At 51.9% G+C, this 13991-nt stretch carries 8 protein-coding genes; 6 read left to right on the plus strand and 2 right to left on the minus strand.

Annotation, left to right across the window (positions count from 1 at the left end):
• Positions 1-18: 18 nt before the first annotated feature.
• Complete coding sequence (arcB, locus tag BZJ17_RS01375) at positions 19-2367, minus strand: aerobic respiration two-component sensor histidine kinase ArcB (protein ID WP_069589786.1); 2349 nt, start codon at positions 2365-2367, stop codon at positions 19-21.
• A gap of 20 nt (positions 2368-2387) precedes the next feature.
• The gene (locus tag BZJ17_RS01380) at positions 2388-4166 is read right to left on the minus strand and encodes a diguanylate cyclase (RefSeq protein WP_077639539.1); all 1779 of its coding nucleotides are present in this window, start codon (positions 4164-4166) and stop codon (positions 2388-2390) included.
• 626 nt (positions 4167-4792) lie between these two features.
• Between BZJ17_RS01380 and gltB the strand changes: the two genes are divergently transcribed.
• The 6 genes from gltB to BZJ17_RS01410 all read left to right on the plus strand — a co-directional run bounded on the left by gltB (position 4793) and on the right by BZJ17_RS01410 (position 13955).
• Positions 4793-9259, plus strand: coding sequence for a glutamate synthase large subunit (gene gltB / locus BZJ17_RS01385; protein WP_077639540.1), 4467 nt, complete (start codon positions 4793-4795; stop codon positions 9257-9259).
• A gap of 11 nt (positions 9260-9270) precedes the next feature.
• On the plus strand, positions 9271-10683 hold the full coding sequence (locus BZJ17_RS01390; protein ID WP_077639541.1) for an FAD-dependent oxidoreductase: 1413 nt from the start codon (positions 9271-9273) through the stop codon (positions 10681-10683).
• A 100-nt stretch (positions 10684-10783) separates the two neighbouring features.
• Positions 10784-11476 (plus strand): 5'-methylthioadenosine/S-adenosylhomocysteine nucleosidase, encoded by a 693-nt coding sequence (mtnN, locus tag BZJ17_RS01395; RefSeq protein WP_069588469.1) that lies wholly within the window; start codon positions 10784-10786, stop codon positions 11474-11476.
• Positions 11477-11497: 21 nt separating this feature from the next.
• A complete protein-coding gene (locus tag BZJ17_RS01400; protein WP_077639542.1) occupies positions 11498-12475 on the plus strand; it encodes a cobalamin biosynthesis protein in 978 nt (325 codons plus the stop codon).
• Between the two features lie 11 nt (positions 12476-12486).
• A complete protein-coding gene (gene btuF, locus BZJ17_RS01405; protein WP_077455303.1) occupies positions 12487-13323 on the plus strand; it encodes a vitamin B12 ABC transporter substrate-binding protein BtuF in 837 nt (278 codons plus the stop codon).
• A gap of 20 nt (positions 13324-13343) precedes the next feature.
• Positions 13344-13955: a TRIC cation channel family protein gene (locus BZJ17_RS01410; protein ID WP_069588476.1), complete on the plus strand. Its 612-nt coding sequence runs from the start codon at positions 13344-13346 to the stop codon at positions 13953-13955.
• The last annotated feature ends 36 nt before the right edge of the window (positions 13956-13991 follow it).

The following is a 13991-nucleotide window of genomic DNA, read 5'->3' on the forward strand; positions in this document are numbered from 1 at the left end:
TTGGCTTGTGGGTTGCGTTTAGGAGGATTGCTCATCTAACCATGCTTTTAACACCGTCAGATCGTGCTGATAGCCTACTTTAATTTCATCAACCCAATCGGCAATATTCTCCCACCACGCAGGTAACTCGGGAGACTGCGCTTTTTGAGCCACTTTTTGCACATGCTTTAAGCCCACTGAGCCTGCCGCACCTTTAATTTTATGCGCTTCCGACACAATGCCATCTTGGTCGCGTGCGGTCATATTCGAGTCAAGAATCGCGATGTATTCCGGCATCAATTGTTCAAACATCTCAATGCTTTTTCGCACAGGCTCGGTGCCAACCAGCTCGACATAGCCGGTGAGCATGTCCATATCCAACAGCTTTTCCGCTTGCTCACTTGCGACTGGCCGTGTCGACGCACTCTCGTCAGTCACCGCTTCTTGTCCCTCCGCCAACGCATAACGCTCAATCACTTGACTAAGTGCTGCGACACTGATCGGCTTGCTGATTGCATCATCCATGCCTTTGTCGATGTACTCTCCTTTGTCTTTGATCACATTGGCGGTTAATGCGACAAGTGGTGGTAAGCTCGACTGTGTTTCGCGTAATGTTGCGGCAATATCAAAGCCGGTCATATCCGGTAATTGAATATCTAACAGCAATAAATCAAACGCTCCGGGCATAAAGGTGTTTAGCGCCGACTGACCATCTCGAGCAACGGTCACCTCATGGCCTAGACTTTCCAATAAATTGGTAGCGACCGTGATGTTTAGCTCAATGTCTTCGACGAGCAAAATTCTCAAGCGGCTATCACTGCGCGTGGGCAGTTGGACCTCATCATCCGCAGGCTCACTCAAAGGCACGGAAACCGTGACGGTAAAGGTACTCCCTTCACCTTCTTCGCTATCGACGGTAATGTCGCCTCCCATCATGCGCGCTAACTGGCGAGACACGGCGAGTCCAATTCCTGTTCCCACAGCATGCAAGTTTTCTTCGCCTTGTTTTACCTGATAGTACATGGCAAAAATTTTATCTTGCTCATCTGCAGGGATCCCGACCCCGCTGTCTTCGACTTCAAAGCAAAGATGCGCGTGGTCATCTTCCACATCTGCACTAACGGTGATGATCACACAGCCTTGCTTGGTGAATTTGACGGCATTCCCGACCAGATTCCACAAAATTTGACGTAATCGTGTCGCATCCACGGCGACAAATTCCGGCAAGTCTGTCACCCGTTCAAGTTCAAACCGCAGCCCTTTTTGCTCCGCCATCAGGCCAGAGATGTTTTCAATCTCAGTAACAAATTCACGCAGATCGATGCTGGTGGGGTACAAGGACAGTCGGTTTCGATCGGATTTATCTAAATCGATAATATCATTGAAAATATTACCCAAGGTGATGGCACTGACGTAAATGGTACGTAAGTAATTGCGTTGATCATCATCCAGCGGCGAGTCCAATAGCATGCGGCTCAATCCGACAATCCCATTCAGCGGTGTGCGCAACTCGTGACTGATGGTGGAGATAAAGGCGGTTTTATCTCGGCTCGCTTTCTCCAATGCATCTTGATAACGCTTACGTTCGGTGATTTCACGGCCAAAGCCAAGCAGTCCCAGATGACGCCCGTCTCGCGCAAAGAAAGGGACTTTGCGCAGTTCAAAATAGGCCTTGCGTCCATCTTGATACTCAAGCCATTGCTCGTAGGTAATGGAGACATTGTTATCAAAGACTTGCTGATCGGTCTCTACCACTTTAGCGGCGATATCCTCGCGATAGACATCCCACGGCGTCAGCCCCTTCAGCGCCTTCTCTTTATAGCCGGTCAACTCTTCCATCGCGCGGTTACAGCCGGAGAACTGCCCCTTGGCATTGCGGTAATAAATCAGATCCGGCGACGCATCAATAAACGAGCGCAGCAATGCGGTTTGCTCGGCTAGCTCTAGCTGAGCTTTTTCCCGCTGATACACCTCGTTTTCTAGATCCTTGATCGCCTCTTGGCGCGCACTCTCAGCTTTTTTACGCTCTTCGATTTCTAAATTCAGTTGCTCAATATTTTCGGTCAACTGCCGGTTAAGACGCATGTCTCGCGCACGCATCTCTTCCAATTTAGACACCAGCTTAGATAAGCGCTGCCGCGATTCTTCCAGCTGATCCACCACCACGGACAAAAAATAAACCGCCCAAGGGGTAATCACCAGGCCGAAGAAAATCGAGCGGATAATGTCGATATTTTGCACCGTGCCTTCCAGCACCAAGGTGATGCCCACTTGCACCACCACGGCCAGTGCCACAAGCGCTAGCGCGAGTAACATGCTGAAGCGGACAATGCCCAGCTTGACAAGCAAATCAACATAATACTGCGCTAATACTTTGAGTTGTTTCATAAAGGCTTACTACACGCCAGTTAAGAGTGGAAGTGTTCAGGCTCAGGGCGCGGCGCATCATTCTCTATAGCGCTAGACCTGGGTCCCATTAAGCTGACTTGATTACGCCCAAGTCGCTTCGCCTGGTACATGGCCAAGTCGGCTTGATGGATAAGCTCCCCATAATCCCCTTCGGGTGAGGGGATCATACACGCAACGCCGAGACTCGCAGTCATCACCGCTGCGACCGGCGAATACTGATGCGCGATTTCACGCTCGGCCAACGCAGCTCTTGCCCGCTCGGCAACTAAGGCGGCCCCATCAAGCTCAGTGTGAGGCAATACAATAGCAAATTCTTCTCCCCCATAACGCGCGACCGCATCAAGTGGTCGATTAATCGCCGATTTAAAAGCGTTCGCCACTTGTTGCAAGGCCCAGTCGCCTTGTTGATGGCCGTAATTATCGTTGTAAAGTTTGAAATGGTCGATGTCACAGAGGATCAAGGCAAGCGGCGTTTGTTCACGGGCGTGTGAGCGCCACAACTTGCGCAGTTGCTCATCAAAGCTGCGCCGATTCGCCACTTGGGTCAAACTATCCACGAAGCTCATTTCTTGGAATGACATGATCGCATCCGCCAGCTGTTGTTGGGTGTGCTTACGTTCGGTGATATCGCGTGCCATCACCAGTACTGCAAAGCTGTCAGTCACCGGATCATCAATACGCGATTTAGTCACTTCAAACCAAGTTTGCTCGCCGCTGGGCCGCCAAATCACATCTTCATAGGTCACGGTTTCCCCAGTATCCAGTACATGCTGATCGCGCTGACGGTGCTGATCAAAAATATCTGCATCGACGACCTCTTGCGCTGGAGAGGTTTCAAGCGCTTCAATGGAGACCCCGAGCGCATCGGCATAGGCTTGATTACAGGCAAGGTGGTAATAGTCCTGATCAAAGATCCCAATCGGATCCACACTGGCATTAAAAATCGCGCTCAATAAATTGCTCCGTTGCTGAAGCGCTTGTTCGGCCGATTGGCGATGATGCACCTCACGTTGCAAACTTTGCTGCATTTGGTGCCAGTCGGTCACATCATGACTGATGCTCAAGGTACCCACCACCTGTTGCTGATCATTTTTAAGCGCGGTGATATTGGTTTCGAGCAAACAGCTTTCGCCGTTTAGTTGCGATGCCCACGTACGTACCGTCTTTGAGCCAGACAAAGGCTGATCGGCATGCCACATAATGCCCTCTTGCTCGCGGCCTCGCCAAAAGCGGTCAAAGGCCGCATTGGTTCCCACCACATTGCCATCGACATCTTGAAAGCAAACCAATTCAGCCAACGAATTAATCACGCTAAGCAAAACACCATGTTCTTGATGCTGTAGCTGCCATTGCGCGTGGCGCGCCAGCGGTGCTAGCGACACCAACCATGCTTTTTTACGCCGACAACGAATGGGTAAGCCCGACAAGCGAACGCCAATGCGTACTCGATTCGCTCCGGGTGCTTTGACCTTAGCTTCGACATTAGAGAAAGGACGTGGCCACTGCTGCGCAACAATAAAGGCACGTACCGCTTGTCGCTGGTGCTCATTGGCCGTTTTAAAGTGGCTTTTGCTGTCCACCAATGAAAATGCCTCCACACAGGCAGCATTGGCATACAAGATGTCACCCTCATCGGCAGTAACAATGGCATGGGGAGTATCGAGATCAGCCATATACACACGCCAATGGGTTAACGCGACGGTTTCTTGTCGCGCACGCCACGCGTAGCCAAGCACCGCACCTAAAACAAGAAATGTAAATAAAATGAAAAATGCCATGCGGCTCCTGTGTGATCACAACCATCCTTGATTCGCGACATCTTTTTCCGTTGCGCCGCTTATGTAACCGCTATTTTGCCACAGATTTCTCAAAATACATGGCTACGTGCCTCACAGGTTTTTACTGTCAGTTGTCATTTTTTTACATCAAATCACAGCGCATCTTGCTATGAAACTGAAGACATAAAACGCACCCTGCTTTATTTCTTTAGTTGGTTAGAATTTATGCTCGAATTTGGCCTTAAATTAATAATTATTTAACAAAATAGCATAAACGCGAATAGCTATTATTCCTGAAAAAACTGACACAAAACCTGAAAATATCAGGTGTTTAATTGACATCACACCAAGCTTCATGGTGCATAAAGGCTGCATAATAAAATTTGACCTTTAACTGCTTTGCCGTTAATTTGAAAGGTCGCTGAATAGCGCTTTCTGGATACGGCAGGCTAGGCATCGCGTTGAAAATCAGTAATTTAATTACTTACAAGCACGCGATTTTCCCGTTAAAAAAACACAACATAACGGGTGAGCTGTCACAGTCCTAGACGCTTTCAGAGTGGTCAGGAGGATCACGACAATAAATGCAATCACTGCGAGTGACGCAGTAGCAAGGGAGAATTGCAATGTCGCTGTACAACCCAATGTTGGAAAAGGATAACTGTGGTTTTGGTTTGATCGCCCATCAAGAAGGTGAGCCCAGCCACAAGTTGGTTCGTACCGCCATTTCCGCACTTGATCGCATGACCCACCGCGGAGGGATTAACTCCGATGGCAAAACCGGGGACGGTTGTGGGTTATTGCTCCAAAAGCCCGACCGTTTCTTTCGCCTTATTGCCGAACAAAACCAATGGAACCTAAGCCGTTTGTATGCGGTGGGAATGCTGTTCCTGAGCACGGATCCGGTGAAGGCGCAGCGCGCCCGCGCGGTGTTTGAACAAGAAATTGCTGCCGAAACACTCTCCGTGGTTGGTTGGCGTACGGTACCAACCAACCCTGACGTGCTGGGTGAAATCGCCAAGCAGTCACTCCCCGTTATCGAACAAGTCTTTATTAACGGCCCAGCCGGTTGGCGCGCACGCGATTTAGAGCGTCGCCTGTATATTGCGCGCCGCCGCGCAGAAAAAGCGTTGGCTGACGACACAGACTTCTACATTACCAGTCTGTCGACCCAAACCATCGTCTACAAAGGCTTGTGTATGCCGGCAGATTTGCCGCGCTTTTACACCGATTTGGCCGATTTACGCCTCGAGTCTTCGATCTGTTTATTCCACCAGCGTTTTAGCACTAACACGCAACCACGCTGGCCGCTCGCTCAACCGTTCCGTTACCTTGCACACAATGGTGAAATCAACACTATTGAAGGTAACCGCCAATGGGCACGCACACGGGCATACAAATTTAACTCGCCCTTATTGCCAGACCTCCATCAGGCCGCGCCTTTTGTCAATGAATCAGGGTCGGATTCTTCGAGCCTCGATAACATGCTTGAAGTATTTTTGTCCGGTGGTATGGATCTCTTCCGCGCCATGCGTCTGCTTGTACCACCCGCTTGGCAAAACCATCCGGATATGGATGATGAGCTGCGTGCATTCTATGACTTTAACTCCATGCACATGGAGCCATGGGATGGTCCTGCCGGTATTGTGATGTCTGACGGCCGTTATGCGGCTTGTAATCTCGACCGCAACGGCTTACGCCCTGCGCGTTATGTGGTCACTAAAGATAAATTCATCACCCTCGCCTCTGAAATTGGCATTTGGGATTACGCGCCTGATGAGGTCGCTGAAAAAGGGCGTGTTGGCCCGGGTGAATTGCTGGTGATCGATACCCGAGAAGGCAAAATTTGGCACTCAGCGGAAATCGATAATGAACTGAAAAGTCGCCACCCCTATCGGGAATGGCTCGATGCTCACGTGCGTCGCCTGACCCCGTTTGAAGAACTTGATGATGATGCCAGCGAAGGCAGCCGGAGCTTGCAAGACACCCAACTGAAGGTTTACCAAAAGCTGTTTGGGATGTCGAACGAGGAAGTCGAGCAAGTCGTCAAGGTGCTCGGGGATATCGGTCAAGAGGCGACCGGTTCGATGGGCGATGATACGCCAATGGCAGTATTATCTTCTCGTCCCCGCTGTGTGAGTGACTACTTCCGTCAGAAGTTTGCTCAGGTTACCAACCCACCCATTGATCCCTTGCGTGAAAACCACGTGATGTCACTGGCCACCTGTATCGGCCGGGAAATGAACGTTTTCTGCGAGACTGATGGCCACGCCGAGCGCGTCGCGTTTAAATCGCCCGTGCTCTTATTCTCAGACATGGTGCAGTTACTCGAGCTCGACGATACCTATTATCGCAACAGCATTCTCGATATTAACTACGATCCGAACGAGAAAGATCTGCAGCAGGCCATCTTAGATCTTTGCGATCAAGCCGAGCGCTGCGTGCGCGATGGCACGGTACTGGTAGTCCTGTCTGATCGTAGTATCAACAAAGACAAACTCCCTATCCCTGCCGCTATGGCGGTCGGGGCGGTGCAAAAGCGTCTGGTCCGCGAAAACTTGCGCTGTGATGCCAACATCATCATTGAAACCGGGAGTGCACGCGATCCGCACCAATTTGCTGTATTACTCGGCTTTGGTGCCACGGCTATCTACCCGTATCTCGCCTACGAAACGCTAGCCAATCAAGTCGACATTGGCGCAATCAAAAAGCCCTATCGCGATGTGATGGTGAATTTTAGAAATGGCATCAACAAGGGCCTGTATAAAATCATGTCGAAAATGGGGATATCGACCATTGCCTCTTACCGCTGTTCGCAGCTGTTTGAAGCGGTCGGCCTACATGACGATGTGGTAGAGCTTTGCTTTAAAGGTGTCGCAAGCCGCATTCAAGGGGCGAGCTTTGATGATTTCCAGCAAGACTTAGTCAACCTTTCTCGTCGTGCTTGGATTAAACGTAAGCCGCTAGAGCATGGTGGGCTACTCAAATACGTCCACGATGGCGAGTATCACGCTTACAACCCAGATGTCGTAAAAAATCTGCAAAGTGCAGTGCGCTCTGGGGAAGCGATGGACTACAAAACCTACGCGAAAACGGTGAATGAACGTCCGGTGGCAACCTTGCGCGACCTAATGCGCTTGAAAAAAGCCGATACACCATTGCCACTTGAACGCATTGAACCCGCCACCGAGCTATTTAAACGCTTTGATTCCGCGGCCATGTCTATTGGTGCTTTGAGCCCTGAAGCGCACGAAGCGTTAGCCATTGCGATGAACCGCCTTGGCGGCCACTCGAACTCCGGTGAAGGGGGGGAAGACCCACGCCGTTTCAATAGCGAGCGTAACTCCAAAATCAAGCAAATTGCATCGGGCCGTTTTGGGGTCACTCCCCACTACCTCACCAATGCCGATGTGCTGCAAATCAAAGTTGCACAAGGGGCGAAACCCGGTGAAGGCGGACAATTGCCCGGCCATAAAGTCACGGCAGAGATCGCCAAATTGCGTTTCTCAGTCCCCGGTGTCACCTTGATTTCGCCACCGCCACACCATGATATCTACTCGATTGAAGACTTGGCGCAGCTGATTTTTGATTTAAAGCAGGTCAACCCAAGCGCATTGGTATCGGTCAAACTGGTCTCCGAACCGGGCGTGGGCACCATTGCCACCGGCGTGGCAAAAGCCTATGCCGACCTGATCACTATTTCAGGGTATGACGGCGGCACAGGGGCAAGCCCTTTGACCTCCGTGAAATACGCCGGTAGCCCTTGGGAATTAGGCCTTGCCGAAACCCAGCAAGCCCTCGTGGAAAATGGCTTACGCCACAAAATTCGCTTACAAGTCGATGGCGGCCTCAAAACTGGCCTCGATATTGTAAAGGCCGCCATTTTAGGTGCAGAGAGCTTCGGCTTTGGCACCGCGCCTATGGTGGCGTTGGGCTGTAAATATTTGCGTATTTGCCACCTGAATAACTGTGCAACCGGTGTGGCGACCCAAGATGACACGCTTCGTCGCGACTACTTTAAAGGCTTACCTGAGCAGGTAATGAACTTCTTTAAAGGCTTAGGCGAAGAAGTCCGCGAGCTACTCGCTGAGCTTGGTGTCGAAAAGCTCACCGATCTCATTGGCCGAACGGACTTGCTGGAAGCGGTTGATGGCTTTACCGCCAAGCAACTAAAGCTCGATTTGAGCCATATTCTAGAGGCGCCCACACCCTGGCCGGGCAAAACCTTATATTGCAGTGAGCCTAATACGCCTTTTGATAATGCACCGCTTAACCAAGCCTTGCTCAGTGAGCTAGGGGAGGCGATTGATGCTAACCGACGAGCCAGCATCTACAAATCGGTACGCAATACCGACCGTTCAGTCGGTGCTAGCCTCTCTGGCGCGATTGCAAAACGCTATGGCAACACAGGCATGGCAGCCAATCCTCTGGATATTCAATTACAAGGCACAGCGGGTCAATCTCTCGGGGTGTGGAATGCGGCAGGGGTTAATATCACCCTTGTCGGCGATGCCAATGACTATGTCGGCAAAGGGATGAGTGGCGGTGAGATCGTGATCCGTCCTCCTGTGGGATCCGCCTTTGCCAGTCATGAGTCCACCATCATGGGCAATACCTGCCTGTATGGTGCCACTGGTGGCAAACTGTTTGCGGCAGGGAAAGCAGGCGAACGGTTCGCCGTGCGTAACTCAGGGGCCCATGCGATCGTCGAAGGCGCAGGAGATAACGCCTGTGAGTATATGACGGGCGGTATCGTCGCGATTTTAGGTCGTACTGGCGTCAACTTTGGCGCTGGAATGACCGGCGGCTTTGCCTATGTGCTCGATGAGGAAGGCGATTTTAACGGCCGCATCAATCCAGAGTTGGTTGAAGCGCTGTCGCTAGAATCACTGGCCATTCATCAAGAGCACTTACGCGGACTGATCGCGCAACATTTAGAGCTGACAGGTTCAGATCGTGCGCAACAACTGCTGGCTGATTTTGACCAATGGGTACACCGTTTCTATTTGGTCAAACCTAAAGCCGCTGATGTCAGCACCTTGTTAGGCCACCAGAGTCGCAGCGCTGCCGAGCTGCGAGTTCAGGCGCAGTAAAGGAGGGATCCATGAGCCAGAACGTATATCAGTTTATCGATGTGCAGCGTATCGACCCGCGAAAAAAGCCGATTGATACCCGCAAAATAGAGTTCGTGGAAATCTACGAGCCGTTCACCGAAAAAGAAGCGTCGGCACAAGCCGATCGCTGCTTAGATTGCGGTAACCCCTATTGTGAGTGGAAATGCCCCGTGCATAACTACATTCCACAATGGCTAAAGCTAGCCAATGAGGGACGCATCTTAGAGGCCGTTGAGCTATCGCACCAAACCAATAGTCTGCCTGAGGTCTGTGGCCGCGTGTGTCCTCAAGACCGGCTTTGCGAAGGTGACTGTACGCTCAATGATGACTTTGGCGCTGTGACCATCGGTAATGTCGAAAAGTACATCACCGATAAAGCGTTTGAAATGGGCTGGAAGCCCGACATGTCACATGTTGAGTGGACAGACAAAAAAGTGGCCGTAATCGGTGCCGGCCCAGCAGGGCTTGCGTGTGCCGATGTGTTGGTACGCAATGGCGTCAAACCCGTGGTGTTTGACCGCTATCCGGAAATTGGTGGCTTGCTCACCTTCGGGATCCCGTCATTCAAACTGGAAAAAGAGGTGATGCGCAACCGCCAACGGATTTTCACCGAAATGGGCGTGGAGTTTCGTCTCAACACCGAAGTCGGTAAAGATGTGGCCATGCAAACCTTGATTGATGAGTTTGATGCGGTCTTCCTCGGTGTCGGGACGTACAAGTACATGCGTGCTGGTCTTGCCAACGAGGACGCACCCGGTGTGTTTGATGCACTGCCATTTTTAGTCTCCAACACCTACAAAGTGATGGAACTGAAGAACGCGCCACCCTTCATCGATATGGCAGGTAAGCGAGTGGTGGTCCTCGGGGGAGGCGATACGGCGATGGACTGTGTCCGTACCTCCATTCGTCAACAAGCCGCCAGTGTGACTTGTGCCTACCGTCGTGACGAAGCGAATATGCCCGGCTCGCGCCGCGAGGTGAAAAACGCGCGTGAGGAAGGTGTGAACTTTATGTTCAACCTTCAACCGCTTGGCATTGAAGTCGACGAAAACGGCAACGTGCGCGGGGTTACCGTGGTAAAAACCCAGCTCGGTGAGCCTGATGCTGCAGGTCGTCGTCGCCCAGAGCCGATTGAGGGCAGTGAGCATGTGCTAGAAGCAGACACCGTGATCATGGCGTTCGGTTTCCAACCTCATGCCATGGAGTGGCTGGAGCCCTATGATGTGGCCCTTGACGAGCGTGGTCGCATCAAAGCACCAGCCAAAGGGGACATCTTATATCAAACCACCAACCCGAAAATTTTTGCCGGTGGTGATGCAGTGCGCGGGTCAGATTTAGTGGTCACCGCCATTGATGAAGGGCGGAAAGCGGCCGAAGGGATCATGGACTACCTCGAAGTCTGATCCTCTCCCACCCCGACTGAATAGAAGTGCCTCAAAGGAGGCACTTTTTTATTGCCTCATGTACACTAACCCCATTCTATGTGCTAACAGGATCATCAAGATGAAAATCGGCATTATTGGCGCTATGGAGCAGGAAATTACCCTGCTGCGTGATAAGCTCGCGAACCTTACCACTCATCACGAAGGAGGTTGCACCTTCTACTCTGGCACACTACAGGGTCGTGATGTGGTATTGCTCCAATCAGGCATTGGTAAAGTATCGGCAGCAGTCGGCACCACCTTGTTACTGTCACAGTTTAAGCCAGATTGCGTGATTAACACCGGATCAGCCGGCGCTTTTGAACCCTCATTAAACCTCGGTGACGTCGTTATTTCCTCGCAAGTGTGTTATCACGACGCGGATGCAACCGCATTTGGCTACCAGATGGGTCAAGTTCCTCAGCAACCGGCTCACTTTGACTCCGACGACGCACTGATGGCACTGGCCGAGAAAGCCATTGATGACGAGACACACGTGGTACGCGGGTTAATCTGCACCGCGGATACCTTTGTGCACACAGATGCACACCGTCAACACATTCGCACCCACTTCCCTAAAGCGGTAGCGGCAGAGATGGAAGCGGCGGCGATTGCACAAGTGTGCGCCCAGTTTAAGATCCCATTTGTGGTCGTGCGCGCCATCTCTGATGTGGTGGCAGAAAAAGAATCACCGATGACGTTTGAAGAGTTTTTGCCGCTGGCTGCGAAAAGCTCGTCCGCCATGGTTGAAAAAATGGTTGCGCTTTTCGACTAACCCTTCGAACGCTTATCATGGATGAACCTTGCCATTATGGATGCACTGCTTAACCCGCAATATTGGCTGACTATGGCCGCCAACCACCTAAGCTTCTGGGCGCTGTGGTTGGCGCTATTAATCCATTGGTTACTCCCCTTATCCGCCAATTATTCTCCGTTTCAGTATTGGCAACAGTACGCGCTCATTTTAGCCGACCAAGTCAACCAACCGACCGATCCGAAACGGCAGAGAAAGCTCGCTGGTGGGCTGGCACTGGCACTCATGTGTGGCACACTGGCGATCTTGCTGATTGCCACCCGAGAGCTGGTCTGGTTTCGCCCTTTATTTGATGCGCTACTGCTGTGGCTTGCCCTCGATTGGCGCAATATTGATACGTTTTCCCAAGCATTTGCAGATGCCATTGAACAACACGATAAAGGGACAGCACGCGCGCTTTTAGCCAACCGCGTCAACCGAGAAACTGAGTCTTTGTCGATTGTCGGTCTGGGTAAGGCAGGCGCAGAAACGATATTGCTTGGCACCGCGCGTCATGGCGCCTGTGTGATTTTTTATTTTGTGCTGTTTGGTGGTGTCGGCGCCCTGCTGTATGCCAGCTTAGTCCGTCTTGCGCGCGTGTGGTCGCCAAGCCGTCTCACCTTCTACCCATTTGGGTTAGCGGTCGCACGCCTTCTCAACGGACTCGATTACGTACCTATGCGTCTATTTGCCATCTTGTTCGCACTGGATCGTTCCCCACTCACGCACCTTAAAACGTGTTGGCAACAGGGAAAGCGCTGGCGCACGCCGGGGCCGGGCTGGCTATTGGCCTGCGCCAGTAGCCGCTTTCAGCTCTCCCTCGGAGGCCCTGCCATTTATCAAGGCACCAAAACATTGCGCACAAAAATCGGCAGTGGCGTGACACCGACCTGCTACCACCTTTTGTTATTACGTCAAAAACTCAGAGTGAGCATGCTCATTTGGATCGCCTTTAGCGCGTTATGCTTGCTCATCGTGTAAGGATAAAAAACATGCTCGGTCTCTCTCCTCGCGGCGTCGGACTTTTGGTTGCCGCTTTTCTCTTTACCACGGCCGCTTATGCACACTCTGCCCCACCTCGTGTGATCAGTCTGGCGCCTCATGCCACTGAGCTCGCTTATGCTGCAGGCCTCGGTGAACAACTCGTCGCCGCCAGTGCGTACAGTGATTACCCCGATGAGGCAAAAACGCTTGAGCGCGTATCGAACTATCGGGGCATCAAACTGGAGCGTATTGTGGCGCTTAAGCCCGACTTAATCTTGGCGTGGCGAGGCGGTAACCCACCTAAACCGCTGGAAACATTGGCGCAACTAGGTATCGAGATCCGCTACCTTGATGTCGAAAAACTCGACGACATCAGCAGCTTTATTCGCGAACTGGGCCGTTATGGCCGCCACCCCGAGATAGCACAGAAAAATGCAGCCGCTTTCGACCAAAAACTGCGTGCACTGCGCACCCGCTATCAAGACGCAACGTCAGTACCTTACTTTTATTTATTAAGTGGTGCGCCACTAATGACAGCCAGTGATCATGCCTGGCCAAGCCAGCTTTTTAGGCTATGTGGCGGCGCAAACATTTTTGCCGATAGCCCCGCGGCTTATCCGCAAGTGAATATGGAGCAAGTGATCACCCGCAAACCGCACACTGTGTTTTATACCGGTGGTGAACTGCCTGCTAGCTGGCAAAGTATGAAAGACTTACTCCCCAGCCTTGCTCAGCACTATGCGTTTCAATTAAACCCAGACTGGCTAACGCGAGCAACGCCCCGAGCATTGCAGGCTGCAACCCAAATCTGTGAAGCACTTGATACGGTGCGCCGCGCAACCTAGGACCCATGATGACCCAAACCATGATTTTGTATTTATTTGATTTATTTGGCACGGCAGTATTTGCCATCTCAGGTGTACTCATGGCTGGCCGTTTACGGATGGACCCTTTTGGCGTCGTGGTCCTTGCCTGCGCCACCGCGATTGGAGGCGGAACAGTACGCGATATGGCGATGGGAGCAACACCCGTTTTTTGGATCAGTGACACACTATATATTTGGGTGATCCTCGCCACCTGTGTTGCCACCATGCTGCTTATTCGCCACCCCCGCCGACTCCCTTGGTACGTACTCCCCTGCGCCGATGCCGTCGGTTTAGCCGTCTTCGTCGGTATCGGTGTCGATAAAGCGTTAAGCTATGGGACTTCTCCGCTGGTCGCGGTGATCATGGGTGTGATTACCGCGTGTGGGGGCGGCATTATTCGTGATGTGTTGGCCAGAGAAGTGCCTATGGTGCTGAGAACCGAGGTCTATGCCACCGCATGTATTGCTGGCGGGATCGTTCATACACTCGCAGTTGAAGTAGGGCCAGATGCCGTCACCGCCTCAATCGCAGGCATGATCACCACCTTGCTGATCCGATTGGCGGCGATTCGCTGGCATTTATCCTTGCCCCCTTTTGCCCTTGATCGCTAAGGATAAAAGATTGGGGGTTGAAAGATCGCACCTCTA

Source organism: Salinivibrio sp. IB574 (assembly GCF_001996205.1).
Taxonomy (GTDB): Bacteria; Pseudomonadota; Gammaproteobacteria; order Enterobacterales; family Vibrionaceae; genus Salinivibrio; species Salinivibrio proteolyticus.